The sequence below is a fragment of the Vibrio sp. V01_P9A10T6 genome, from assembly GCF_963877065.1.
Taxonomy (GTDB): Bacteria; Pseudomonadota; Gammaproteobacteria; order Enterobacterales; family Vibrionaceae; genus Vibrio; species Vibrio anguillarum.
This window is the reverse complement of sequence record NZ_CAWNTB010000110.1, coordinates 35,126-61,337: the sequence shown is the minus strand read 5'-3', so window position 1 is coordinate 61,337 and position 26,212 is coordinate 35,126. Positions and strand designations below refer to the sequence as shown.

At 46.9% G+C, this 26,212-nt stretch carries 20 protein-coding genes; 10 read left to right on the top strand and 10 right to left on the bottom strand.

Annotated elements, in window-relative coordinates; translation table 11 throughout:
- Positions 1–173 precede the first annotated feature (173 nt).
- The 4 genes from AACQ21_RS05925 to csdA all read left to right on the top strand — a co-directional run bounded on the left by AACQ21_RS05925 (position 174) and on the right by csdA (position 3,767).
- Positions 174–965: a nucleoside-specific channel-forming Tsx family protein gene (locus tag AACQ21_RS05925; protein WP_105977235.1), complete on the top strand. Its 792-nt coding sequence runs from the start codon at positions 174–176 to the stop codon at positions 963–965.
- Positions 966–1,069: 104 nt separating this feature from the next.
- Positions 1,070–1,960: a 2-dehydropantoate 2-reductase gene (gene panE / locus AACQ21_RS05920; RefSeq protein ID WP_105977234.1), complete on the top strand. Its 891-nt coding sequence runs from the start codon at positions 1,070–1,072 to the stop codon at positions 1,958–1,960.
- On the top strand, positions 1,957–2,556 hold the full coding sequence (locus AACQ21_RS05915) for a DJ-1 family glyoxalase III (RefSeq protein ID WP_105977233.1): 600 nt from the start codon (positions 1,957–1,959) through the stop codon (positions 2,554–2,556). Before panE ends, AACQ21_RS05915 begins: the two co-directional genes overlap by 4 nt.
- A complete protein-coding gene (gene csdA / locus AACQ21_RS05910; RefSeq protein ID WP_105977232.1) occupies positions 2,556–3,767 on the top strand; it encodes a cysteine desulfurase CsdA in 1,212 nt (403 codons plus the stop codon). The genes AACQ21_RS05915 and csdA overlap by 1 nt, the downstream gene beginning before the upstream one ends.
- 32 nt (positions 3,768–3,799) lie before the next feature.
- Here csdA and csdE read toward each other — a convergent pair whose 3' ends face one another.
- The 4 genes from csdE to AACQ21_RS05890 all read right to left on the bottom strand — a co-directional run bounded on the left by csdE (position 3,800) and on the right by AACQ21_RS05890 (position 6,750).
- Positions 3,800–4,231, bottom strand: a complete 432-nt coding sequence (gene csdE, locus AACQ21_RS05905; protein ID WP_017046572.1) for a cysteine desulfurase sulfur acceptor subunit CsdE — start codon at positions 4,229–4,231, stop codon at positions 3,800–3,802.
- Positions 4,232–4,236: 5 nt separating this feature from the next.
- Positions 4,237–5,046, bottom strand: coding sequence for a tRNA cyclic N6-threonylcarbamoyladenosine(37) synthase TcdA (gene tcdA / locus AACQ21_RS05900; RefSeq protein WP_105977231.1), 810 nt, complete (start codon positions 5,044–5,046; stop codon positions 4,237–4,239).
- Positions 5,047–5,136: 90 nt separating this feature from the next.
- Complete coding sequence (mltA, locus tag AACQ21_RS05895; protein WP_013856156.1) at positions 5,137–6,240, bottom strand: murein transglycosylase A; 1,104 nt, start codon at positions 6,238–6,240, stop codon at positions 5,137–5,139.
- Positions 6,241–6,309: 69 nt separating this feature from the next.
- Positions 6,310–6,750: a DUF2850 domain-containing protein gene (locus AACQ21_RS05890; protein ID WP_258174230.1), complete on the bottom strand. Its 441-nt coding sequence runs from the start codon at positions 6,748–6,750 to the stop codon at positions 6,310–6,312.
- A 178-nt stretch (positions 6,751–6,928) separates the two neighbouring features.
- Between AACQ21_RS05890 and argA the strand changes: the two genes are divergently transcribed.
- Together argA and AACQ21_RS05880 are read left to right on the top strand one after the other, a co-directional pair.
- Positions 6,929–8,266, top strand: a complete 1,338-nt coding sequence (argA, locus tag AACQ21_RS05885) for an amino-acid N-acetyltransferase (RefSeq protein ID WP_026027647.1) — start codon at positions 6,929–6,931, stop codon at positions 8,264–8,266.
- Between the two features lie 257 nt (positions 8,267–8,523).
- Positions 8,524–8,703, top strand: coding sequence for a hypothetical protein (locus tag AACQ21_RS05880; RefSeq protein WP_013856153.1), 180 nt, complete (start codon positions 8,524–8,526; stop codon positions 8,701–8,703).
- 114 nt (positions 8,704–8,817) lie between these two features.
- Here AACQ21_RS05880 and recD read toward each other — a convergent pair whose 3' ends face one another.
- The 4 genes from recD to AACQ21_RS05860 form a co-directional block, all read right to left on the bottom strand.
- Positions 8,818–10,944, bottom strand: coding sequence for an exodeoxyribonuclease V subunit alpha (recD, locus tag AACQ21_RS05875; protein WP_105977229.1), 2,127 nt, complete (start codon positions 10,942–10,944; stop codon positions 8,818–8,820).
- A complete protein-coding gene (recB, locus tag AACQ21_RS05870) occupies positions 10,941–14,558 on the bottom strand; it encodes an exodeoxyribonuclease V subunit beta (RefSeq protein ID WP_105977228.1) in 3,618 nt (1,205 codons plus the stop codon). The genes recD and recB overlap by 4 nt, the downstream gene beginning before the upstream one ends.
- Before the next feature lie 273 nt (positions 14,559–14,831).
- Entirely contained in the window at positions 14,832–18,275 is a 3,444-nt protein-coding gene (recC, locus tag AACQ21_RS05865) for an exodeoxyribonuclease V subunit gamma (RefSeq protein ID WP_105977227.1), read from the bottom strand.
- A 98-nt stretch (positions 18,276–18,373) separates the two neighbouring features.
- Positions 18,374–19,390 carry a TDT family transporter gene (locus tag AACQ21_RS05860; protein ID WP_105977226.1) on the bottom strand — a complete coding sequence of 339 codons (1,017 nt, stop codon included), beginning with the start codon at positions 19,388–19,390 and terminating at the stop codon, positions 18,374–18,376.
- A gap of 117 nt (positions 19,391–19,507) precedes the next feature.
- Here AACQ21_RS05860 and AACQ21_RS05855 point away from each other — a divergent pair, with 117 nt between their 5' ends.
- The 3 genes from AACQ21_RS05855 (at position 19,508) to dapD (ending at position 22,078) form a co-directional block, all read left to right on the top strand.
- Positions 19,508–20,401 carry a LysR family transcriptional regulator gene (locus AACQ21_RS05855; RefSeq protein WP_105977225.1) on the top strand — a complete coding sequence of 298 codons (894 nt, stop codon included), beginning with the start codon at positions 19,508–19,510 and terminating at the stop codon, positions 20,399–20,401.
- A gap of 97 nt (positions 20,402–20,498) precedes the next feature.
- Entirely contained in the window at positions 20,499–20,798 is a 300-nt protein-coding gene (locus AACQ21_RS05850; protein ID WP_010318120.1) for a YebG family protein, read from the top strand.
- Between the two features lie 248 nt (positions 20,799–21,046).
- Positions 21,047–22,078, top strand: coding sequence for a 2,3,4,5-tetrahydropyridine-2,6-dicarboxylate N-succinyltransferase (dapD, locus tag AACQ21_RS05845; RefSeq protein ID WP_013856147.1), 1,032 nt, complete (start codon positions 21,047–21,049; stop codon positions 22,076–22,078).
- 120 nt (positions 22,079–22,198) lie between these two features.
- On the opposite strand, the gene AACQ21_RS05840 is transcribed toward dapD, so the two are convergent.
- Both AACQ21_RS05840 and AACQ21_RS05835 read right to left on the bottom strand, forming a co-directional pair.
- Complete coding sequence (locus tag AACQ21_RS05840) at positions 22,199–23,383, bottom strand: NnrS family protein (protein ID WP_105977224.1); 1,185 nt, start codon at positions 23,381–23,383, stop codon at positions 22,199–22,201.
- A 179-nt stretch (positions 23,384–23,562) separates the two neighbouring features.
- On the bottom strand, positions 23,563–24,678 hold the full coding sequence (locus tag AACQ21_RS05835) for a GNAT family N-acetyltransferase/peptidase C39 family protein (protein ID WP_105977223.1): 1,116 nt from the start codon (positions 24,676–24,678) through the stop codon (positions 23,563–23,565).
- 70 nt (positions 24,679–24,748) lie between these two features.
- Here AACQ21_RS05835 and AACQ21_RS05830 point away from each other — a divergent pair, with 70 nt between their 5' ends.
- Entirely contained in the window at positions 24,749–26,200 is a 1,452-nt protein-coding gene (locus AACQ21_RS05830; RefSeq protein ID WP_105977222.1) for a RimK family protein, read from the top strand.
- Positions 26,201–26,212: the final 12 nt, after the last annotated feature.

Below are 26,212 nucleotides of genomic sequence, written 5' to 3'. Positions count from 1 at the left end.
TAATTTAGTTCCGAGCAAATATTCATTAACGTGACCGTAGTCACTAAGTTTGTTCACTTTTGCATTCGCAATCACTTTTAATTGAGATTTTTATCGTTATTATTCGGGCCAATTGAACGCACATCAGAAATATACGTGTGCTGAATTATGACAAAACATAGAGAGTCCCCCTTATGCGTAAATCACTTCTAGCTCTAGGCCTAATGGCTGCAACTTCTGCTCCAGTTATGGCCGCTGACTATTCAGATGGCGACATCCATAAAAACGATTACAAATGGATGCAATTTAACCTAATGGCTGCAATCGATGAATTACCAGGTGAATCATCGCATGATTACCTAGAGATGGAATTTGGCGGCCGCTCAGGGATTTTTGATCTGTACGGTTACGTTGATATCTTTAACCTGCTAAGCAACCCAAGCAGTGACAAAGAAGGTGCCGAAAAAATCTTTATGAAATTTGCACCTCGTATGTCACTAGATGCACTTACAGGTAAAGATTTGTCTTTCGGGCCAGTGCAAGAGTTGTATGTCTCTACGCTAATGGAATGGGGTGGTAACTCTGGCGTTAACACTCAAAAAGTGGGCCTTGGCTCTGATGTGAATGTGCCTTGGTTTGGTAAAGTGGGTTTAAACCTGTACGGTACTTATGATTCAAATGAGAAAGATTGGAACGGCTTCCAAATTTCAACCAACTGGTTCAAACCTTTTTACTTCTTTGAAAACGGCTCGTTTATCTCTTATCAAGGTTACATCGATTACCAATTTGGCATGGATGACAAAAATACTGCACTAAAAACCTCAAATGGTGGTGCAATGTTTAACGGTATTTACTGGCACTCCGATCGCTTTGCTGTTGGCTACGGCCTTAAAGGCTACAAAGATGTTTATGGTCTGAAAGATGAAGGTCTTGCAGGCAAAACAACAGGCTTTGGTCACTACCTAGCTGTGACTTACAAGTTCTAATCGAACCTAAGTTTTTAGCTAAATGGCGCTCTCGAGCGCCATTTTTATTGCTTTCCATTTCTACCTCATTATCCTTGGCGCAAAGTCAACAATGGAGAGGTGTTATGAATATCGTCGTGCTTGGGCCGGGCGCGGTTGGGTTGCTTTGGGCGACAAAGCTGCATGCTGCTGGACACCGCGTTTCATTATGGGGCAAACAACCTCAATCTTCACTTTCCATTGCTTTAGATAAACAGGCGTCTATTACCCTGCCCTACAATGATCACAGCGCGCTCTGCCATGCCGATCTCTTACTGATTACTGTTAAGGCTTGGCAAGTCGAGCAAGCGCTCACTCCACTGCTGAATACACTCAATCGTGACACCATTTTGCTATTTATGCACAACGGCATGGGCGCGCTTGATTCGATGCAGGATCAACTGAATGACTTTCCTATTGTGCTTTCAACCACCACGCACGGTGCACTCAAGCCGTCAATGAATCAAGTATTGCATACTGGCAAAGGCGTAACTCAATTAGGGGCTTACAACGCCCAAGGCAAGCAGTGTCAGTTTCTAGTGGATGTACTTCAGCATGCATTGCCAGACGTAATGTGGAATAACACGATTGAAGAAGCACTATGGCATAAGCTTGCGATTAACTGCGCGATTAACCCGCTCACCGCGTTAGAGCAATGCCGCAATGGTGATTTAGCCGATGAACGCTTCCAACGGCCGCTGGAAAATATTGTTGCAGAAGTCGCCGATGTCATGAGCGCTGAAGGCTTTGCGATCACTCAATCATCACTGCTTGCTAAGGTTAAGCTGGTGATTCAAGCCACAGCAGAGAATTATTCGTCAATGCATCAAGATATTTTCTATCAACGTAAGACTGAGATAGACTTTATTACGGGCTATTTACTGAAGAAAGCAGAGCAACATCAGCTCGCAACACCAGAAAATAGTAAGCTATATCACGCCATTCAACAGATAGAACACAGCTGGAAAAGCCAATGAGTAAACGAATTTTAGTCCCGATAGCAACGGGCTGCGAAGAGATGGAAGCGATCACCGTGATTGATATGATGGTCAGAGCTGGCTATCAAGTCGTGGTTGCCAGCGCTAATCTCGACGGGCAATTGATGATGAAAGCCTCACGCGGAGTGACATTAACCGCAGACTGTAAACTGCTGGATGTGATCGATAAAGAGTTTGACGTGATTGCGCTGCCCGGTGGCGTTGGAGGCGCTGAGATCTTTCGTGACAATCCAGTGCTAATCGAAATGCTCAAGCAACAGCATAACCATGGTCGATGGTTGGCGGCTATTTGTGCCACGCCAGCCTTAGTTTTGCAACATCATCAGCTTTTCCCGCAAGCGATCATGACAGGGCACCCGGCTTTTCGCGATCATATCCCCACTGATTTATGGCGAGATCAACGCGTAACCATCGATACAAACCATCAATTAATCACCAGCCAAGGGCCGGGAACAGCACTTGAGTTCGCGATGGAGATCATCATATCACTCTCAGGTAAAGCACACGCATGGTCAGTTGCACAGCCAATGGTGACACTGGCAGCATTGAATTATCACAAGTTAGGTGAGCAATAATGTTTGACGTGCAGACCATTCGCGATCAATTCCCCGCACTCAATCAAGCCGTGGATGGTGAGACTCTGATTTATCTAGACAGCGCCGCTACCACACAAAAGCCACAAGTGGTGATAGATGCCATTAGTCATTACTACAGTACGCAAAATGCCAATGTACATCGTGGTAGCCATCGCTTAACAGCAAAAGCGACCAGCGATTTTGAAGCGGCGCGTGACACTATGGCTCAATTTATTGGCGCATCATCTCGTAAAGAGATTATTTGGACTCGCGGAGCGACCGAAGCGATCAACCTGATCGCGCAGACTTACGCACGTAATATATTGCAAGCCGGTGATGAGATTCTAGTCAGTGAAATGGAACACCACGCCAATATAGTGCCTTGGCAAATCGTCGCGGCTCAAACCGGAGCAAGCGTCGTCAAAGTCCCCATCACGCCAGAGTGCCACTTTGATCTTGAGGCTTTTCAAGCACGGCTATCGAATAAAACCAAAATTGTCGCCCTAGCCCATACCACCAACGTGACGGGCACGCGCCAACCGATTGAAACTGTAATTAAACTAGCGCACCAAGTCGGCGCTGTGGTCGTGATTGATGGCGCGCAAGGAATTGTGCATGAAACTGTCAACGTGCGCGAACTCGACGCCGATTTTTATCTCTTTTCTGGGCACAAGCTTTACGCTCCCGCTGGCATTGGTGTTCTGTACGGAAAATTAGCGCTGCTTGAAACAATGCCTCCATGGCATGGCGGCGGCAAGATGGTAGAAAAAGTGTCGTTTGAAGGTACAACATTTGCCGAACTGCCGGGGAAATTTGAAGCAGGCACACCGAATGTCGCCGGGGCGATAGCCCTTGCCAAAGCAATCGAATGGTTACAAAACTGCAATCGAATGGCCGTAGAAACTCACCTGCATAGATTGCAAGCACGCACTTATCAAGCCCTGCAACAGCTCGATGATATTCGCGTAATCGGCTATCAACCGAATGCCAGTATTCTCAGTTTTGTGATGGATGGCGTTCATCATCAAGACATAGCCACCTTACTCGATCAGCAAGGCATCGCGGTTCGCTCTGGCCATCACTGCGCTCACCCATTAATGGATGCGCTCGGGTTAACTGGCACAGTGAGAATTTCGTTTGGTATTTACAATACCGAACAAGAGGTTGAACAGTTGATCGCCGCCATCACTAAAGCGGTTGATATGCTGTAATAATTCCCCCTTTAATCAAAAGGGGGAGATGCTCAGCTTGGATCGATATTTTTTATCTTATCGACAATGGCTTTAAGGCCATTACCACGTGAAGGACTTAAGTGGGCAATCAAGCCTATTTTTTCAAAATAAGCATCCACATCAAACGCTTGAATTTGTGCGTAGGTCTTGCCGTTGTACGCAGCAAGGACTAAAGCAATTAAACCACGCACAATCCGCGCATCCGAATCGGCACAGAAAGACCATATTCCTTGGTGCTCCTGCCCCACTAACCATACTTGACTCTCGCAGCCTGCAACACTGACTTGCTGCGATTTCAAAGCATCAGGCATCGTGGGCAATAACTTCCCCCACTGGATCACTTGTCGATAGCGATCTTCCCAGCCAGTAAAATTTTGCATGGTCGCCACAATGTCATCAGCGCTAATCTCACGACCAAAGGGGGAGGCAGGAAAAGGAGTCATTAACGTTACACCTTATGTTTCTGAATTAACTTTTCAACAATACGCGCTACGGCAACAAAACCAAAGGTTGCGGTAACAACCGTCGCAGCGCCAAATCCGCTGGCGCAATCCATCCGCTTTGGCCCTTCTGCGGTTGATTTCACCGCGCACACACTGCCATCGGCTTGCGGATATTTGAGCTGCTCTGTTGAGAACACGCAATCAATACCAAACTTACGCGCAGGGTTTATAGGGAAATTATGGCGATGACGAAGCGTATCTTTGAGTTTTTTTGCCAATGGGTCTTGAATCGTTTTGGTTAAATCCGCGACCTTGATTTGAGTTGGGTCAACTTGACCACCCGCACCACCGACGGTAATCACTTTAATTTTATTGCTACGGCAATAAGCCAGTAGTGAAGCTTTCGCTTTCAAACTGTCTATCGCATCAAGCACGTAATCGAACGTTTGACTCAAATAGCGGTGTTGGTTATCTGGCGTGATAAAGTCATCAATTAAGTGCACCACACACTCAGGGTTGATGAGCTTGACCCGCTCGGCCATCACTTCAATCTTACTTTGCCCAACCGTACCGCTCATCGCATGGATTTGACGGTTGATGTTGGTGACGCACACATCGTCCATATCAATCAGTGTTAACTCGCCAATGCCAGTGCGCGCCAATGCTTCGACCGCCCATGACCCAACGCCACCGATACCAATCACACACACATGCGCAGCACGCAGTATTTCAACCTCACGATTTCCATAAAGGCGACGAGTGCCTCCGAAGCATTGGTTGTAGCTATCTGAAGCGGGGGTATCGAGTTCACGCATAATTAAAAGTCCGATTGAAAGCGATAGAAAAATAAAGAGTGCGATTTATACGCACTCTTTATTTAAAAGTCTAGGTCGAAACCTGTGTCACTATTGTAGCTTTTCAGGCGGCAATGCCCAAGGTGCTTGTGTGGCTGAGTTTTCTAACCCCAGTTTCCAAACGCGACCAAAATGTTTGTAATGCCCTGCTTCCGTTCCGGCGCGCTCGCCCATGCCATGGTACAGATCGAGGTGGTTATCTTTTACCGCGCCGCCCGTATCTAGCACAATCAACATTCTCAACTGATGAGCGCCACTCCATGTACCATCGGCATTGAGCAGCGGCACTTCTGCTAAAATAGGTGTGCCCATTGGAAAGATGGAACGATCTCCGGCCACCGAGGCCATCGGCAGTAGTGGAATACCGGCAGAGCCAGTGACAGGGGCTGCCGCTTTGGGCGCAAAAAAGACATAGGAAGGATTTTGCTCTAGCAGCTCTCTTACCGTCGGTTCATCATTGGCTAGCACCCATTCCTTGATCGCTTTGAGTGACATTTTCTCTCGTGTCACTTCACCTCGTTCAATCAAGACTTTGCCAATACTGATATAGGCTTTGTTATTCTTACCAGCGTAAGCGAAGTACTCAAGCGTATCGTCATCTTCAAAATGCACAAAACCACTGCCTTGCACCTCCATAATGAAAGGGTCAATCAGGTTCGCCGCATAACCTAACTCAAGCCCTTTTTCAGCTAACGCACCATCATAAATTTGCGCACGCGTTGGGCAATCTGCCGAACATTCAGGCAAACCAAATACGGGATATTTGAATATTTCATCCGGTTGATGGCGAAGCTCCATCACCGGAGAAAAATAGCCAGTGAAAAGCACATTACCTTTTTTATCGCCACCACCAAGCTGCGCCGCTTGTATTCCAAAATTCGCCAAATCTTGTGGATCACCACTTTGCAAAATCCATTCACTGATCTGTTGATACAAAGGTTGATAAATCGCTGCCATCGACGCCGAGCGAGTCACCACTTGTTCGCTCTGTTTGGAAAATTGCGTAAAGTCACGTGGCGTATTGGACTGCACCGTGTCTACTTTGTTGAGCGCTTTAGAGAAATCACCATCCAAATATTGCTGAGCACGGTCGGTCGGTTGCGCACAACCAAACAGCAGCAGTACTGCCGCAAGAGGAAAAATTTGCTTAATCACAGAAGTTATCCGTTATTTGAGTTGCTAAAAGCATGACAAACTCGCGCCTAAACCGCAATCAGCGAATTGTTAACGGAGGTTTTTTTGGTATTTTCCTGACAATCGGAAGGTTGGATTGTAGTGCGACGACGACATTTGTGTCATTTCGGTATTGTTATCATCACGCATTTTGTAACGATAGCTCGTATCACCAATCTGGTATTCTAAAAAATGACCATCAAACTCAAATGAAGTGGTGAGTACTCGGCCACTACTGATCACGCCAGCTTTGCTCAATTCAATTCGTTTGGCTGAATAAGGGGCAACATATTGCTCAACCCAAACCCCATACACCTCATCCTTTGGCGAAAAATAGTTTTCCAACCGAGTAAAGAGATCACCGTATAGCGACGCTACGGAAATCAAGCCGATAATCACAAGCAGCATCAAACCTCGTTCAATGTACTTACGTCTTCGTAAGTTTATTGCCTGAGGCGTAACCGTAAGGCCTACGTTTTTTGTCATTTTCATGCGACTCAACTCGTTGGTTTTGGCCATATTTCGCCTTTATTGGCAAGCAGTCTAACGTGTCCTAAATCAGAGATAAAATCGGCGATTGAATAATTGCACCAAACTCAAAAAACCACTTGCCGACAAGTGAATAAAAAGTCATCATTTGAACATATTTAAACACCAAGGTGCTCTCAGAGTGAAAATTCGCAGTACAGCTCTCGTTAAAGGATTTAGACAATCTGCTCCCTATGTTAACGCTCACCGTGGTAAAACCATGGTGATCATGCTCGGCGGTGAAGCGATTGCCGATAAAAATTTCGCTAATATCATCAGCGATCTCGCACTGCTGCATAGCCTTGGTGTCAAAATTGTTTTGGTGCACGGTGCTCGCCCACAAATCAATCAAATTCTGGCGACACATCATTGCTCCACTCCTTATCACAAAGGCATTCGGGTCACTGATGAGGAAGCGCTCAGCTTAGTCATGCAAGCCGCGGGGCAGCTCCAACTCGCTATCACAGCACGCCTTTCAATGAGCTTAAATAACACGCCAATGGCAGGAACTCAGCTCAATATCGTTAGTGGTAATTTTGTTATCTCTCAACCATTAGGTATAGATGATGGTGTCGATTATTGCCACAGTGGCCGCATTCGCCGTATTGATATTGAAGGCATCAACCGTATGCTTGACCAAGGTTCGATCGTGCTACTGGGGCCTATTGCGAGTTCCGTCACTGGCGAATGTTTTAATTTGCTCTCTGAAGAAGTAGCCACACAAGTCGCAATACGCCTAAAAGCAGATAAGCTGATCGGTTTTTGCTCAGAGCAAGGCATTATCGATGAGCAAGGCAACGCGATTGCTGAACTATTTCCATCTGATGTTGAACGGATAATGCAGCGTATTGAAGCAGATACCGACCAAGTTCAGGATAATAGCTCAGGTACCTCACGCTTTCTGCGAGCCGCCGTTTCAGCGTGCCGCGCAGGTGTGCCACGTAGTCACTTAGTCAGTTACAAACAAGATGGTGCTTTGATCCAAGAGTTGTTCTCTTTTGACGGGATCGGTACTCAGATTGTCATGGCAAGTGCCGAACAAGTCCGTCAGGCACAGATCGATGATATCGGCGGAATTTTCGATTTAATCCGCCCGTTAGAAGAACAAGGAATATTAGTACGGCGTTCACGTGAGCAGTTAGAGCAAGAGATCCACAAATTCACGATTATTGATAAAGATGGCTTATTGATTGGTTGCGCCGCGCTTTATCCTTACCCAGAAGAGGGCATGGCAGAAATGGCGTGTGTTGCTATTCACCAGGAGTATCGGGACGGCAACCGCGGTTTATTGTTACTCAATCACATGAAGCAACAAGCAAAATCGATGCGTTTAGATCGCCTCTTTGTTTTGACAACGCACAGTTTGCATTGGTTTAGAGAACAAGGTTTTTATGAAGTCGGTGTGGAATCGTTACCGATAACTAAACAGAGTTTGTACAACTATCAACGCCGTTCAAAAATTTTAGTCCTGACGCTCTAACGTCAGGATATTGTATTTATTCGTTAAGTTATGGTGAATAGTTTATCTTTGATCAAGTGCAAACGTTTTCATTATTTTGTATACAAAATAAGCGCTTTATTTAACTTAATATTATGTGTAGAATCCGCCGACATCATTAATGATGTACATTTAATGAACAACACAGGAACTTGGCTTTATACCGATTGGTCAGATACCAGTAGGTCGGCTTGCACGGATTGCTTTTACTACGACACGTACTTAAGAGCAAAAATTCTATGAAAACTGTTATTTGTAACTCACTTCAAAGCTTTTGGGATATGGCTGATAACCAATTCCTTGAAGGCCAACATGTGCATTGCGTATTTCCCGTTAACGACAAGCTACGAGTCTTTATACTCAGCTCGCAAGATCGTTATAAAATCAGAAACATCTCTTTTACTCATGCTTTCGCATAGCAGCACACCAAATCATTAATTGAGCTTCCCCTAAACAACGGAATGAATTCAACATACCATGTAAACTTCAAACTGTGTGGGGACTGCTCAAACTCGTTTATTCCAGTTGCTGATTTACGCTAGTCTCTTGTCTAATCTCGTAACTAAGCCGCTGGCTCGCTGCGTTTTTATCTTTAGCCCTCGTTTCATCGTTCCCATGTCAGCAAAAAGCATCAACTGCTTCTTAGCCCGCGTAATACCAGTATAGATAAGCTCTCTGGTCAATATCGGGCTAAAATCAGGCGGTAAAATCATCAGCGTTAGATCAAACTCACTGCCTTGTGATTTATGAATGGTCATCGCATAGGCTGTTTCGTGCTCTGGTACGCGGCTTGGTAAAATGGCTTTCACGCTACCATCTGGCAGCTCAAAATACACTTTCAAACGCGGTTCTTGCTCGCTCGTATCAAGCATGCATATGCCGATATCACCATTATACAAACCCAGCCCATGATCGTTACGCGCCACCATCACGGGTCGGCCGTGATACCAAATCTCATCTTGAGTCTTAATCAACTTACGTGCGACCAGCGCACGTTCAATGCGTTGATTCAAACCACTTACACCAAAATCCCCTTCACGAATAGCGCAAAGCAAACGACATTGATTAAAGCAATCCAATACGGCTTTGGCTTTTTGGGCTTGAGTTTCCGCAGCATAAGCACCAGAACTCTCGATGCGCGTGAGATAACGACCATACTCCTTGACTAAGGTTTTCAGCATTAGGTTATAGCTTTCACTGCTGAGTGAGTGGTGCGTAATATCAGCATAATTACATTTTAACACCTCATCCACCATAGCCACTTGCCCAGCATTAATCGCTTTTGCTAATTGACCAATGCCTGATCGGACATCAAAACGGTAGCTTTTTTGCAGCATACATAAGCTGTCTGAAATCGGGGTTGCGTTAGGGTGTGAATGAGCAATCAGTGTTTGATAGCCTGTTAACTTAGCTAGGTGCTCGCTGTGCGCTCGGCTGTAGCCTAAGGTCAAAAATGAACAAATGTCCCCCAGCACAGCGCCCGCTTCTACTGACGCGAGTTGGTCTTTATCACCCAGTAAAATCAAGCGCGCGTGTTTGGGTAATGCCTCGATTAACTTGACCATCATCGGTAAATCGACCATCGATGCTTCATCAACCACCAATATATCCAAATGCAGCGGGTTACGCTGATGGTGACGAAACTCAACACTGTTAGGTATGACGCCCAATAAACGGTGAAGTGTGCTCGACTCGGTGGGAATCGCCGCTTTCAACGCCGGCTCAACCGCCAGTTCAGCCACCGCTTTACCGATCGATTCCGTTAAACGTGCCGCAGCTTTACCCGTTGGTGCCACCAATTTAATGGTGGGCGTCTCACCTTGCTGTTGGGCTTGGGTAATCAAAGCGGCTAGTAATTTGGTAACCGTGGTGGTTTTACCGGTTCCCGGCCCGCCAGAAATCACGGCAAAGCGGCGTGTCAGTGCCACTGCCGCTGCGACTTTTTGCCAGTTGATGCAAACGCTTTGCGGGATCAGCGTCTCTAATGCTTCGAGTTCTTTCGCCATACGTGCTTGGCTAATGACTTGATCAATCTCATTCCAATCAAGTTCATCGGAGTTGACCACATCCAGAAAATCACACACTTGTTGCTGGCGTGCTGATGCATTGGCTGTCTCTGGCAATTGGCGAAGCGCATGGAGCAGAAAGTGGTATTGACGCGCAAACAGCGTATCGAGCAGCAACTTTAGCTTTTGGACATCAGTAGGCTTTAGGCTCATGGGTGTCCCAAAGCTGATTAAACGCTGTGCTAAGGTAACTTCATAATGCCAATAACGGTGTAGGTATAAACGTTGCCCATCAAACATTAAAGGCACCGCTTCCCCTTGTTGTCCGACTAAGTCTGAACGGTTGAGTAGCCAAGGCCAATCAATCGCCAATAGGTGCTGATTGACCGCCAATGCAGCCTCACCAAACAAGCCTAACTTAGCCGCAAGGTCGACACCCTGCGCCGTTGAAGCATCCACTAAAGGTAAGCAGATATGCCCCTTGGCCAATTCAGCACTGACCACCGCGGCAATAAATCCGAGCGCTTGGCTATGTTCAGCGCCAAGTTGCTGCTGGCTTTTTTGTTCGATAAAACGCGCGAATTGGTAATCTAACTGACGCATAGCGCCTTTTTCCGCTAACTGCTTAAGCGTTGTCATTAGCGTACTGCTCATAAATCTAACTCCATTTGCCCTGCATCGGTCGCGCGAGTATCTACGGTTTCTCCATCAATCAATCTGTCCATCTCATCAAGCAGTTCAAAGCTCGGTTTGGTTGAGAAAATCCCATGCTCAGACTCGCCATCCATGCCGCGCAAAAAGAGATAATAGACTCCGCCAAAATGGCGATGGTAGTCATAGCTTGCTAGACGACTGCGTAAGAATCGATGCAGCGCCAATGCGTAGAGTTGATATTGTAAATCATAGCGATGCTCTGCCATCGCCGCTTTCAAACGCTCGCCATGATAGGCGCTCACATCATCCCCCAAATGATTCGACTTCCAGTCCAGCACGTAATACTTTCCTTGATGCTCAAACAGCAAATCAATAAAGCCCTTCAGCATGCCCTGCACAGTGTAAAAACCAAGATCTCCAGCTTTAGCCGACAGTGGATCATGGCGTTGAATGACACGGTTCAATGCAGGAGCGCTCAGTACTTCTATCGGTAATAGAAATTCCATTTCAACCAAGCGCTGAGTGGCGGTTTTTTGGTTCAAACGCAACGTTTTGCCATCTAAAGGTGTCTGTAACACGGTATCGACCAGCGTTTGTAACACTGGTAACCATTCAATATCGATTTGTTCTCGCACCAGTAAATCCAGTATCACTTTTTGGTTAGCATCGCTGCTAGCAGGCTCAGTAAACTCTACCTCTTCAAAGAGAGAATGCAAAAAAGTACCGGGCGTTGCACCGCGTGGAAAAGTGAAAATGGAACGTTCAGGTTCAACCAGTAAAGCTTCCGCTTGCTCATCAACAGAGTCGATATCAAAGCCTGAGACTTCTAAACTCGCGTCGTGGCTAGCGTGTTTCACACCTTGTTTTACCAACCCAGAATAGCTGGTCATTCGCCAAAAACGGTCAATCTGCGCTTGCAGTGTTTTGGCACTCAATACCGGCGTCTCGACGCTCAACGCTTTAAACGGCTCTGGTTGCTCGGCTGGTGGCTCAGAAACACGAATGTATTGATTAGATTGAGCGTGCAGCGCAGCGTTAAGATCGGCAATGCCTGCGGCTTGACCATTTTGCAGCAGATAGCCAATGGCACTTAAATGCACACCGGTTGGCTCTTTGGTGGAGCGGCCATTACGCAGCGGCGCAATGCCGATAAAACAGCCATACACAGCACGAGTCAGCGCTACATAAATCAAGCGCAGATCTTCCGCAAGTCGCTCTTTATCTGCTTGCTTGAGAGAAGCTTCACTGGCGGTAATATCCAGCACAGTTTCCTCATTCACGGCATCATGATATTTGCCTTCACTTGCCTCTCGGTAGCTGACCACAAACGGCAGAAACACTAAGTCGTATTCCAAACCTTTCGATTTGTGAATGGTGACGATCTGCACCAAGTTACGTTCGGATTCCAAACGTTGAATTTGATCATCACAGCCCCCTAAGCCATGCTCGGCGTCACTGATAGCTTGTGCCAGCCAACGCAGTAAACCGTGATCGCTATCAATCTCTTGTCGCGCTTGCTGTAGTAGCTCACCAATGTGCATAAAATCGGTCAGTGAGCGCTCACCTTGCGGCTCTTCCAACCAACGTTCAGCGACGTGACGTTTACTCATCACACTGCGCAACATAGGAAGCACGCCGCGCTCAAGCCACAATTGGCGATATTGTTTAAATTCGTTAACCGCGTTTTCCCATACCGATTCGTCGTTGTTTAAATCATCCAAGCTGGCAGCATCTAAAGCGAAAAGTGGTGAGGCCAAACAAGCCCGCAAGGCGCGATCATGTTCAGGAGTCAGTACCGCTTGCAATAGACGCTGTACATCTTGTGCTACCTCGCTGCTAAAAACACTATCGCGGTTCGAGAGATAAACACTGGCAATGCCTTGCGTAGCGAGCGCCTCTTTCACCATACGACCTTCATTACCCGTCCGTACTAAGACTGCGATATCACCAGCTTGCACGCTCTTTTGCCCTTTAGCAGTATCAAAGTACGCTTGTTGATGCTGAGCGGCGCTCAAAATACTCTGAATTTGGCTGGCGCACGCTTTGGCCATGCATTGCAGGTATTCGCCTTTTGGCAACGGGCTGTCTTGCGTTTCTTGCAGCCAATAGGTGAGCGCAGGTTGCACGGTTCCGTTAAGCCACCATTGACGCTGCTGCGCATTTGGACTGGCTTCAACGGGTAAAAAGGGAATGTCTTGGTCGTAGATAAAAGCACTATCAGGCGTACTAAAAATCTGATTGACGGCATTGACCATATTCGCGCTAGAACGCCAGTTGGTCCCCAAGGTGTAGTGTGCGCTCACCTGTTTACGCGCTTTGATGTAGGTAAAAATGTCTGCACCACGAAACGCGTAAATCGCTTGCTTTGGGTCGCCAATCATAAACAAACCGCATTCAGCCTTAGGCAGATAAATGCGGCTAAAAATACTGTATTGCAGCGGATCGGTATCTTGGAATTCATCGATCATCGCAACGGGGTAAAGGCTGCGAATCCGCTCAGTCAGTATGCCCAGCTCATCATTATCTATCGCGGCAGAAAGCTGAGTGAGCAAATCATCAAACGATAACCACTGCTTTTGTGCTTTCGCTTTGGCAAGCATGGCTCGGCAATGAGTAATAGCGTGCGCTAGCAGCGGCGCTTCTAAGCTGATGGGTTGTTGCAAAAAGAGCTCAATGGTCGTGAACAGCGCATGTTGCGGGGGTTGACCTTTTTTCGACTTAGCCTCCAACGCGCTTTGTGCAAACTCTTGTAATTCGCTCGGTAGGTTCAATTCATGCTGCGGGTTGCTCGCCCACAACGCTAACCCTTCTAGCCGTTTCAGTAACGCTTTCTTGGTTGCTGCATGCAAATCTGAAGCTTCAATGCACGGCGGTAAATCATCGCATGAATCAAGCCACTGCTTTTTTAACGACTCTATGCGTGACAGGCACGATTGATAAAGCGCGCTTAAATCGCCACTCATCGCTTCAACAGAGAGCGTTAGCGCCGAGCCAGTTAAATAGCCACTGATTTTTTCAAGCAGCGCCGCTGGTGATGACCATAAACGGCGCACTTCCGCAGCAAGCTGAATCGACAACGGATAGAACTGACGACGCCAATAATCCGCGACCACTTGCGCTTTTAGATGGCTTTCATCGGTCACAAATTCGTTATTAAAACGGCTTCCCGATTCAAACGCATTTTGGGTGAGCATACGCTGGCAAAAGCCGTGAATGGTATAGACTGCCGCTTCATCCATCTGCCGTTCCGCTTGCAGTAATATTTGCGCCGCTTGCTTGTGATGACTGGTTTGCTCAAGTAGCGGTTTGATAACAGGGTCATCACTGAAACCGCGCGAAAAAGCGATACGCGCCTCATGAATGCGCCGCCGAATACGGTCACGAAGCTCAGCAGTGGCAGCTTCCGTAAAGGTCACCACTAGAATTTGATCGACCGTCAGTGGCACTTGATGACGTGACTTTGCATCACCATGCCCAAGTAATAGGCGCAAATACAAACCTGCAATGGTGAAGGTTTTACCTGTGCCCGCCGACGCTTCGATAAGCCTTGCACCGTGCAGCGGGAACGTAAGGGTATTTAATGGTGTTGTGACCGTAGCCGGGGTCATACTCATAAACAGTTAGCCTTTGAATACGCAAGCGAATGTGATCGCGCTTGAATAATGGTATGAATAATCAAAATAAGTTTATAAATTAAGACGTTGTGAGATCTTTCTCACGGTTCGCCAAACGGGCAGCCTTTACTATCCGCGCCACGTGTTTCGTCAATCTCACGATGATGCGAACCAACCAAATCATGGTCCCTCTGACCTGTGGCCGTACAGAAAACGCCCTACACAATAATGATTGACTGGCGGCCACTTTACTTTCCAAGCAGTTATCCATCGCTAAACATCCTGCGCCACTTGAACCCACAATCGTGGTCCTTGCATCACCAACGTGGCCAATAAACGCACCTGCTCAGCTAAGGCTTCATTCCACTGCGGCCAAATCCGCGCGATGTAAACATTGCTTCCTTCACCGTGGCTCATGTAACTTTCATTAAAGCTATCAGCCATTTTCTTGAGCGATTTATCGCGATCATCAACCCATTGACCACGGCTGAAGCCAGCTTCCACACAGGCTAACGCGGTTTTTGGAAAGTAAGCGAGCGGCGCTGTCATACCTTGATAAAACAAACCCACCAGTTCTGCGAGCAACGCTTTGGCTTGTTTGGTATCGGGCATGGGCGGATAAATAAAATGCTGCACACCTTCTTTACGATCGTAGCCCATCAAATGAGTAGGTTGACTTTCGCCCATCGCCGCTAGTGAGAGATGATCAATCCACGCGGCTAAATAGTCCTGCGCGCGAATCGAACCACTGCGGTAGCGCACTAAACCGGATTGATAGCGCTTAGTCAGCCACCCCGTCAGTTGTACGTTTTTGCCTTCACCAAACAATTCAAATCGCAGATCGATCTCTTGGTCATCAAGTGGCGAATGGCATAAGAAAGCGATTCTTTGCGCCAATTCTTGTGCTTGCACGCGATTAGTTTCAAATTCCAAGGATCCAAAAGCACCAATCGGTAACTTTCCTTGCGCGCGCTGCTGGTCGATGAATCTCTCAAGGGCATGCGGTGAATTGGGTTGATCAAGCAACAACTCTAGCAGTTCATCACGTAACTGGTAGCTCTCTAAGCCATTTAAGACAAAAGGTTCATCATCTTCCATTACCGGTAACGGAGGCTCGAACGTCACTTTAAGGCGACGGTTAAAGAAATATTGCACAGGCAAACGCCAAAACCGTTGCAGCTCAACCAGATCTAAACTGACAGGAAAGCTCGCCCCTTGTAAATAATCGCTTAGGGCGAGATTAAACTCACCACTGGCTCGCCCTTGCCGACTGGCGGCAGGTAGCCACTCTTTGGCATAGCTACCAGTTTTACTCAAAAAAGCATTAGGGCTAAAAGGCACCATGGCGTGAGTGGTCGTTAAAGCACAGGCTAAATTTTTGGCCGATTGATCGCAGCCAAGCGCTTCATCCCCGACCAAACAGTAATTTTGTTGGCAATACTCTAAAAGCTCAGAGACCAACACCGAAGGAACGCGTTCGGTATTATCTTGAATTGAGCGCCCAACGTAGCTGATGTACAAGGTTTGCTGCGCCGAGAGCATCGCTTCTAAGAACAAATAGCGGTCATCGTCACGCCGCGAACGATCGCCAGCGCGGGTGCGACCGTTCATCAAATCAAACCCTTCGGCTGGCATAGTGCGCGGGTAAACGCCATCGTTCATTCCTAGTAAACAAACGGTTTTAAAAGGGATGGAACGCATTGGCATTAAAGTACAGAAATTGACTTGTCCCGCCAGAAAACGCTGGCTGATGCGCGTACCTGACAATTTGTTTTGCAAATATTGAGTAATAATACTTGGCGCAAGTGCTTGCTCATAACCGGCCTCGGCCAGTTGATCTTTTAACTGCGACAAGGTGTCGCGAATCGACTTGAGTGCGAGCTCCCCTTCCAGCTCAACCTTGAAAAAAGCGCCAAGCATCTCACCGAGCAAGCGACGCCACTCGTCGACGCTTTGGATTTGTGCTAACTGCTCGCGGTAATGGCTCACTTGCTGAATAAAGTGCGCTAATTTACCCGCCAATTCAGCGTTCATGCCTTGCACTTCATTATAAGGCGCGAGCGTCACTTCGCCTTGCGTAAATAAACCCGCTGAAGCAGGCATGGCATAACCAAGTAACATGCGCTCAATCCCGAATTGCCAAGTATTTTGCTCGGTCTGTGGCAACTCAAATTGTTGCGCGGTGCTCGCATTGAGCCCCCAGCGAATACCTGACTCTTCTACCCACAATTTGGCTTGCGCAAAGTCTTGCTCATTAAGCTCAAATTTTGCCATCATCGCAGGAGTTTCAAGCAGCTCTAATAACTCTGATGCCAGGCAGCGAGAATCGGGCAAATGCACTAATTGCATAAATGCCGCTAAGATCGGGCTCTCTTGATCTGCCGTACGGTCTGAAATGGAGTAAGGAGTAAAGCGCTCACCCGGCGCGTTACCAAATACTGCCGCAATGGCTGGGCTGTAAGCATTGATGTCCGCCACCATCACAATAATATCGCGCGGTTTCAGTTCAGGGTCAGCATCAAACATTGCCAACAATTGATCGTGCAACACTTCCACTTCTCGCATCGGGCTATGGCAAGCATGAAGAGTGAGCGATGGATCATCCAAAGCAATCACTTGTTTGTGGTCGCTACTGTCCAGTTGACTATCATCTCGATGCTCTTGCAAATGTAAAATGTCGGCCTGCAACTGATGCAATAAGTTATCGCGTGGCAGATCAATAAAAAATTCGTGCTCTTCATTTTCCGTTTGGGAGAGTAAAAAAAGATTATCGCGCCCAAGTTTCCCCATCGAGGCCAATAACTCATTGCCAACCGCAGCTTCGGTATGCAATTCATCCACGAGGTTAGCTTCAATGTCACCTTTAAGCGGCGAGCGTTGCCCTTCAAACTGAATCTCATCACCTTGTAAGGCGAACGTTTTACGTTGCTGACTGTGCAGTCTGGCGAGCGTTTTTCTATCTCGAAGATCGCCCCAATAATGCTGACAAGGGTTGGTAAACATCAAGTGAACATCAATCTGCTCGCCCAACGCTTTGAGTGCATCCATATAACGAGGCGGCAGTGATGAAATACCGAAAATAAACAAACGTTTGGGCAGTTTGGTTAAATCAACCGAGCCACGCGCAATCTGATCAATAAAACTTTGATAGAGATTGGCACGATGGTAGTGTGACTGGCCTTGATCTAGCGTGTATTGATATAAGGCTTGCCATAATATCGGCTGCCATGGGTGTTCATCACCAATCTCGCTCACATCATCGCCCGCCTCCCACTTGGCAATCCAATCGGGGCGGTAGACTAAATAACCATCAAAAATATCGGCAATTTTCTCGGCCAACTGATAGAGCTTGGAATGGTCATCATCCTGTTCAAGATAACGCTGCAAAGGGGCAAAGGGGTCGAGCGTGAGCAAGGTTGGCAACAGATGCATCAGTTTCCACGTCATCGCTTCTTTGTTAAAAGCGCTGCGCTTAGGTACATCAGGTAGCACTTTAGTGAACATGTCCCAGATAAAGGTCGCCGGTAGAGGAAACTCAAGGTTCGCCGCCACACCGAGCTCTTTCGCTAAGGCCATTTTGAGCCATTGCGACATCCCCGGGCTTTGCACCAAGATCTGCTCTTTCTCAAAGGGGTTGGCTAACGGTGCACTTTTGATCAAATGCACGAGTAGGATCTTTAAGGTATCGACTTTATTGGAATGGTAGACAGTAAACAAAATGCACTCACGCTTTTCTTGTCACAATAAGGACTGAGATTAGCATAAGTGCATTCTATACTTGAGAATTTTATGTTTTGAATTGCCTAAACTGCAGGCTATTTCATTTCACAGTTCAATGCGTGTTCATCTTGCTCTTCTAGCTCATTCATGCTGCTGAGTAGCACGCGATGAGGTTGATAGAAATTTAAGTAACGAATAGCAACATAACCCACCACAATAGTTGCCACAATCAACTCTAACCCAGCTAACCAATGCACTTGCTGTATATACTCAGCACTCACCCCAACGGTTTCCATCCAATGTGTGAGTTTAAATAGCGCCGTTGCACCAATCACCATTGGGAAGGTAAACGCTGCGTAGCCTGGGCTAAAAGGCAAGCGTAATAATTTAAAGAAAGCTAAGTAGATAATCGTTGTCATTAACACGGCAATACCAAATAAAATGCCGATAATCACTGGCGATGGGTTAGCCGTGACAGTTAAGTAACCAGCCAATGAGAGGCTCGCTGGTGCCGCCAAAATAGCCATGGTTGGTTTTGCTGCATCTGGAACTTCATGTGTGAACATGAAACGGTAAATCATCATCGGCAGCATCACCGCATAAGCGACTAAACCGAACATCATAGTTGCATTTGCGATTGGTGCAAGTGCTGGGTTTCCAGAAAACGCCACGTCGGCCACAATAATACCCACAGGTGGAACGAACCAACTTGGCACCATGTGGTGAAGTTCAAAAGACTGCGCGCGATGGTACAAAAAACTGACCAAGAAGATGATGTGTAAACCCACAGCAAATAGCCATAACGCATCACCGGCCATTGGGTAAAAATGGCCTAATGAATTGGAAACCACCATGGTGCCCATCGCAAAAGTAGGCACAACACTGCCCACGACCGGATGAGCGAGATCTTGGCGTAATAAGTGGCCATGAAAGAGAAATTTAAACGCAAGAACCACCAGTAACACGCTGGCAATAACGGCTCCACTTAATTGGCCATAACCTTGTAATGGTGCAAAGTTTTCCCAACTCCAACCCAAGCTTGCGATGCCTAGAGCTAAACCCGCCATAGGGGTTGGCGCACCCATAACTTTCGCTTTTGCTGCTCGAATCATATTGACCTCTCATCAGAACTAACAAAGTAGTTGTTCAATGTCGCTATCATACGCTTGCCTTTTGTTCTGATATATCTAAATATATAGAACACACGTTCAGATTAATTAAACAAAATTATGGCTGCCAATATTTCTCTTAAGCAATTGAAAGTATTCACTTCGATTACGCAACACAAAACCTTGACCCAAGCCGCAGAGGCGCTGTTTTTGTCAAAAGCGGCCGTGAGCATGTCACTGTCTGAACTGGAAAAACAGCTTGGGCATGCGCTGTTCGATAGGGTCAATAACCGTTTAATCCTCAATCAAGAGGGACAAAAACTGTTGCCGCTCGCCGATGAACTGCTAAGCCGTGCGAGCAACATTAACCAACTGTTTGACAGTGAGCAAACCCTCGCAGGCCAATTGCGCATTGGCACCAGTGATACGGTTGGCAACCATGTTGCGCCTTATCTACTCAGTCAATTTCGCCAGCAAACCCAACACATCTCGCAAAGTTTGTTTATTTCCAACTCGGCGCTGATTTGCCAAAAGTTGGTCGATTACGAACTGGATCTTGCGTTGATTGAAGGAAAAACACTGCACCCAGAGCTGATTTCAACGCCTTTTGCACACGATGAAATGTGTATTATTTGCGCACCCGAACATCCACTCACAATGATAAATCAGCTCACCCTCAATGATTTCGAACAGAGCCAATGGGTATTGCGCGAAGCGGGTTCTGGCTCGCGAGAGTTTTTCTTACGGGCTATCGCACCACGACTTGAGCAGTGGCATGAAGCCTTTGAATTGAATACCACTGAAGCCTTAATCAACAGTGTTTCGGCAGGGTTAGGCTTGGGCTGTTTATCCACCCTTGCTGCGCATTCAGCACTGCAAGATGGCCGGGTTGAAAGACTCGATGTTCCGCTGGACATGAAACGCCGTTTTTGGCTATTGGTGCATAAAGAAAAATACCAAAGCCCACTGCTCAAACACTTTATTGAATTTTGTTATCAATGGAACAAAGAGTAGCCATCCACCTCTCACTTTTTCCTGCTCACCTAGACTTCATGGTTTAAAAACTGTATAAACAGCCAGTAGAATTAATGACTAAGTTAGAGGATTAACCATGGCTGTAATCGTCAAGTACGTGGTGGAACGCAACGGAGAAGAAAAGATGACTTTTACCTCTAAAGCAGACGCTGACGCTTATGACAAAATGCTCGATATGGCAGATGAGCTTTTCGAACTGTTAGGGAAAAGTGAGTTGCTAGAAGATGAAGCCAAGCAAGAAGCTTTGGCGATGTTCTTAGCGCAAAACAAAGAAGAAGTGCTTTACGCACTTGGCGCAAAGCGCAAGCCTGCACCGGCTAAGCCTAAAAAAGCCAAAGCGGTAAAAGACGAAGCACCAGAAGAAGATGCAGCTTAAGGCGATTAAACGCTTAACTTAAGATGATAGAACGTGAAAAGACCGCTGCTTCGTCAGCGGTTTTATATTTCTGTCTAAAGAAATACATCGCTAAAAAGACAAAAGGTATCGTTTTACGGACTTTCTCCTCTTTTGCCCTTTCCTACCCCTGCCTCACTCTTTATGATGCTTGATAAATCGAGTGCGCCGCAATGATGCTCAACCTACGCTGGCGAGCGCATCAATAGTGACAACATGGAGATATCAAAATGGCTTACTTTGCACTTGCCTTTGGCACGGCAACCAAAAACCGTGATGGAAAAATTATTGAAGCGTTTTTTCCAGCGCCAATTCTCAACCCAAGTGACGCACTAGTGAGCGAGCTTGCTCAAGTCTCTGGTTATGGCGAAGGCAACCAGTATATCGACATCTCAACCGAGCAAAGCGCCCAACTCGCCGCGATATTTGCTCGACATGATCAGGCTAACAATGCCAGTTTTGCCGATAAAGCCGCTAACGCCTCACAACCACTGGTACTGGTTATTTTAGCTTCCGACCAACAACCTCAATCAGTCGCTGAAGGCTTTTTGAAGCTACAACTGATTTCACACCGTTTAGTGAAACCACACGGTACTGTGCTTGATGGTATTTTTGGCCTGCTGCACAACATCGCATGGACCAATGAGGGTCCTATCGACCTACCTGAACTAGCGGATCGTCAAATTGAAGCTCGCCTTGCAGGCCGAGCTTTAACGGTAGATTGTGTCGATAAATTCCCGAAAATGGTTGATTACATTGTCCCAGCGGGCATCCGTATTGCGGATACCTCGCGCGTTCGCCTTGGCGCGCACGTGGGCGAAGGTACCACTGTGATGCATGAAGGTTTTATCAACTTCAACGCTGGTACAACAGGCGTGAGCATGGTTGAAGGGCGTATTTCTGCAGGTGTAGTTGTTGGTAATGGATCGGACATCGGCGGTGGCGCTTCTATCATGGGTACGCTTTCTGGCGGCGGTAAGGTCGTGGTCTCTATCGGTGAAAACTCACTGCTTGGCGCAAATGCAGGCTTAGGTTTCCCACTCGGCGATCGCTGCACGATAGAATCAGGTTTGTACGTAACTGCTGGCACTAAAGTGCGTATGCTCGATAACCAAGGCCAAGAAGTGGAAATCGTCAAAGCACGTGATTTAGCTGGTGTATCGGATCTACTTTTCCGTCGCAACTCGATCACAGGTCAAATTGAGTGTTTAGCCAATAAATCAGCCGTTGAACTGAACAGCATGCTGCACAGCCATAACTGATCCAGTTTTTCTGATAAAACGGCTTGGCGATGTGCCAAGCCTTTTTCTTTTGCGCGCTTTCTACTGCTAGGCTACTTTCTACTTTTTTATTTTGCTACTTCCACGTTACGAGCCAAACCGTTATCCCGGGTGGCCATCGACTCTCGGCGTAAGTAACATCGTGCCGAATTTCCACACAAACAGAGTAAAAGCCAATATCCAGAGTGCGGCGCTGATATTCACCATCAAAAAGAGTTGTGCTGGGAAAAACGCCACACCGAGGCTGCGTACCAATGCCGACATCATCAAAGCCGCAAACGCAATACTCATTTTAGGCCCTTGATAAATCGCCCTGCCGGTATGCCCCATGGTCACGCGTGCAATCATCGATAAAATCAAGCCTGAGATGGCTCCAATGGCAAAGAGATGGATCAGGTTATGAGTGACATATACATCATCAATTAACCCGCGCAGTAATAAGCTCAAAGGAATACAGGCATACGCGGCGTGCAGCGACCAAACCAGAGGCTCACTCAATGTTAGCCATGGTTTCCAACGCATCCAACGTACCCACTGCGCTAACCCAGCCAGTAACATGATAGGCTGACCAATCTGCACCATCGTCAGCGGGAAGAAACTCAAAATAAACAAGGCCGCAATGGGTGCATTGGCTAACCAATCGAGCCATACCCATGGCTGTGCTTTTTCAAAGTTAAAACGCCTTGCGCTGAAGAAAGGGATCACGCGTGCTCCCATGACTGATAGCAACAATGTGAACCACCACAACATAGCCTGCCATACCGCCGCTGAGCTAAAGGGCGGCATTCCTTTAATGGTGGCATAACTCGCAAAGTTCGCGCCGATCGCTAAAATAAACAGCGGCACAAAAAAGAGATTTTTCCAGCCTTTCGCTTGCACTACTCGGCAGCCAATTTCATAGGCTGAAGCGGCCAAAAAAAGCGCTTCGGCAGAAGAGATGACCCACAAAGGTGTCGGCGTCCACAATAAGATTCGAGGCGCTAGCCACAAGGCGACTAACACGGCTAAGCGATAATGTTTCGTGCCATTAATGCCAGTCCAGTTCTGTACGGCAGTCAATAGAAAACCGACCACAATTGCCATAGCAAAACCAAACAGCATTTCATGTACATGCCACCACAGCGCAGGAACTTGTAATGCCGATGGTTGACCTGTTTGAAACATCCAGACCCATAACGTCACCGCTAAAACGGCATATACGCTACCAAGTAGGAAAAAGGGACGAAAACCAAGGCGCAACCAAGCGGGTATGCGTTGTTCTACTTTTATATCGGTAATATTGAGCACTGTGACCTCTTACGGCGGGTGGTGGATATCATGACAGACGACCAACACCACAAGCACAATTCAAGCCAATAAAAATACCCAATAAAAACAATAAAATAAGAAATATCACTCAAAAAAAGAGTCATAACAACTCAAGAAAAACAGTCATTATGACTCAATGAATTCACTTAAACTCTATCCTAACCCGTAGTTACACACATAGCACTGCGGTTCGAGCTAATCACCACACAAGCCGTCTGTTTTTGTTTACCAAAACCGATGATTTGTGACAGCGCTTTTTTGCCGACCGGAATGAAGGCCGAAGCCATCGCATCCGCTTCTGTTTCTGCATGTGGATCGTGAATGAAGAAGAATTTATCGCTCATACCACTGAGTACGATCCAATGCGGCTCTTTCTTACCATCGAAACGATAAGTGCTGATGAGTAGCAGCACACATGCCCCTTCCGTCACCCACGCTTCCAGTTGCTCTTGACTCGGTGGTGCATCAATCATCGCCACATCTTGATGAGTAAGCTGCTCACAAAAATCAAGATGAACCAATTCGATAACTTGTTTTTTATTGGCATCTCGCACGCTATCAATAAAAGGCGTGCTTTTGGATTGGCTCCACAGCTCCACATGATAACCGCGTCGACTAGCAGCCAGTGCCAACCCTTGGCCGCTGCACCCACCGTGCCCTGCCGCCATAAAAATCGTTGTTGCTTCTCGCCACAGTTGCAGCTCAGCGGTGCGACTCGGCTCAAACGATTTAGACAAGCAAGAAAAGCTCATCAGCAAGCATGCCGCACCGCAAGTAAATGGCGTAGTCTGAACATAAAGTGGCATTGGCAATTGCACCTTAGGCCCTTGTGGCGACAAGCGTTTTTGCATCCGGCGTCCATTACACAAATCATCGTAATAATGGATAAGAAATTTCAGGGTTTTATAGCCCATTTTTTCATATAAATTTATCGCTGCCGTATTGTCTTCACGCACTTCTAATCGTAATGTAGTGGCACCTTGATCAAGAGCAGCACGCTCGCATTGCTCGACCAAATTTTGAGCAATCCTCCGGCCTCTGAAATCAGGTTTTACGGCAATCGAATACAACCTTGATAGCTGTGTACCTTGATGAAATAGTAGCAATGCATATCCAGCCAGCTCTGTGCCGGCATCGGCCACAAACAACACCGCTTGGTTGGAATGTAAAAAACGCTTCATTTGACGTGGAGAGATTTTATCTCCGTCAAACAGCTGTTGTTCTAACGCATTAAGAGCAGTGAGATCAGCACTTTTCGCAAGACGAAAGTCCATACGACGTCCTTAAGTGGTTGGCAAGATTGCGGCTCAATATTATTCCTATTGATTAAGGAAAAGAATAGCAATGGCAAACCTTTTGATCGTGACCGACCAGTCCAGTGACTGGCAACAATATTTTCCCTCAGAGCAAGTGGTAAGTGTAGACCAATACCTCAACAGTAATGGCACCCATACTCATCGCAGCCTGCAAGTGGTCAACCTGTGTCGCGATTATGGCTACATGAGCAGCGGCTATTACTGCTCGCTGATGGCAGAGGCACGCGGCCACCGCGTTATCCCTCGAGTGATGGCAATCAACGACATCAATCAACCCTTTTTACTCTCTTCTGGCTTATTGAAACTCAATAAACTGTGCGCCCAAACCGATTTTATACAGTGCAAAATTTATTTTGGCCGCACCGCAGAAAAAGGCTTGGATAAACTGGCTCGCCGCCTGTTTGAACAGTTTATGGTGCCCGTTATTGAGTTGGAAATGAACCGCGTTCAAGGGCAGTGGCAAATCAGCAAAATTGGCCCTTTCCCATTCCAAGATTTGAACGACCAAGAGCAAGATTTCTTCGTCGAATCATTAGAACTGTTTTCAACCAAAGTTTGGCGTAAACCGAAGCAAGAGAAAAAGTACCGTTACGATATTGCCATGCTGGTGGACGAAGAAGAGAAAATGCCACCTTCTGATCCCTCAGCATTAAAACGTTTTCGCCGCGCCGCAAACCGTTTAGGAGTCAACCTAGAAACCATTTCACCGGATGACTTATCGCGTTTGGGTGAATTTGATGGCTTGTTTATTCGCGCCACCACGAACATCAGTAATTACACTTACCGCTTTGCAAAAACGGCTGAGAAAATGGGCTTGGTGGTGATGGATGATTCTGAATCGATCATGAAATGCACCAATAAAGTGTTCTTAACTGAGTTGTTGCAACGCAATAAAGTGCCTGCGCCAAAAGGCGTGATTTTGCAAAGTTTTGATGAGCAATGGAAAAGCAATGTCATGCAGGAGTTGAACTTTCCCATGGTATTAAAAATTCCAGATGGCGCATTTTCACGTGGCGTGGTCAAAGTACGCGACGAGCAAGAGCTGGAACGCGAAGCCGGCGCACTGTTTGAAAAAAGTGCTCTGATTTTGGCACAAGCCTTCATGCCAACTGACTTTGACTGGCGCATCGGTGTAATGAACCGCCAAGCCATCTTCGCCTGCAAATACATGATGAGCCGCGGCCACTGGCAAATTTATCAACACCACAACAGTGGCCGAGTCTCTTCTGGCGGCTTTGAAACCTTGGATTTAAAACAAGTACCTAAAAACGTGGTTGATGTTGCCTTAAAAGCGTCAAACCTTATCGGCAGTGGCCTGTACGGCGTTGACTTGAAAGAGATTGATGGCCAAGTTTATGTAATTGAAGTGAATGATAACCCTAGTATTGATCACCAAGTTGAGGATGCGTTTTTAGGCGATCTTCTTTACGATAGGATCATGACTGAGTTTCTGCGCCGTATTCAAATGCGCGGCTTCTGATCTCAATTGGTA

Excerpts from the sequence above, each read along its gene's own strand:
- csdE (WP_017046572.1), bottom strand. The coding sequence starts at position 4,231 with ATGACTCCTTTTCCTGCCTCCCCCTTTGGTCGTGAGATTAGCGCTGAT.
- AACQ21_RS05850 (WP_010318120.1), top strand. The coding sequence starts at position 20,499 with ATGGCTGTAATCGTCAAGTACGTGGTGGAACGCAACGGAGAAGAAAAG.
- AACQ21_RS05860 (WP_105977226.1), bottom strand. The coding sequence starts at position 19,390 with ATGATTCGAGCAGCAAAAGCGAAAGTTATGGGTGCGCCAACCCCTATG.
- panE (WP_105977234.1), top strand. The coding sequence starts at position 1,070 with ATGAATATCGTCGTGCTTGGGCCGGGCGCGGTTGGGTTGCTTTGGGCG.
- AACQ21_RS05835 (WP_105977223.1), bottom strand. The coding sequence starts at position 24,678 with ATGGACTTTCGTCTTGCGAAAAGTGCTGATCTCACTGCTCTTAATGCG.
- AACQ21_RS05830 (WP_105977222.1), top strand. The coding sequence starts at position 24,749 with ATGGCAAACCTTTTGATCGTGACCGACCAGTCCAGTGACTGGCAACAA.
- AACQ21_RS05925 (WP_105977235.1), top strand. The coding sequence starts at position 174 with ATGCGTAAATCACTTCTAGCTCTAGGCCTAATGGCTGCAACTTCTGCT.
- recD (WP_105977229.1), bottom strand. The coding sequence starts at position 10,944 with ATGAGCAGTACGCTAATGACAACGCTTAAGCAGTTAGCGGAAAAAGGC.
- dapD (WP_013856147.1), top strand. The coding sequence starts at position 21,047 with ATGGCTTACTTTGCACTTGCCTTTGGCACGGCAACCAAAAACCGTGAT.
- recB (WP_105977228.1), bottom strand. The coding sequence starts at position 14,558 with ATGAGTATGACCCCGGCTACGGTCACAACACCATTAAATACCCTTACG.
- AACQ21_RS05855 (WP_105977225.1), top strand. The coding sequence starts at position 19,508 with ATGGCTGCCAATATTTCTCTTAAGCAATTGAAAGTATTCACTTCGATT.
- csdA (WP_105977232.1), top strand. The coding sequence starts at position 2,556 with ATGTTTGACGTGCAGACCATTCGCGATCAATTCCCCGCACTCAATCAA.
- AACQ21_RS05880 (WP_013856153.1), top strand. The coding sequence starts at position 8,524 with ATGAAAACTGTTATTTGTAACTCACTTCAAAGCTTTTGGGATATGGCT.
- AACQ21_RS05915 (WP_105977233.1), top strand. The coding sequence starts at position 1,957 with ATGAGTAAACGAATTTTAGTCCCGATAGCAACGGGCTGCGAAGAGATG.
- AACQ21_RS05890 (WP_258174230.1), bottom strand. The coding sequence starts at position 6,750 with ATGAAAATGACAAAAAACGTAGGCCTTACGGTTACGCCTCAGGCAATA.
- tcdA (WP_105977231.1), bottom strand. The coding sequence starts at position 5,046 with ATGCGTGAACTCGATACCCCCGCTTCAGATAGCTACAACCAATGCTTC.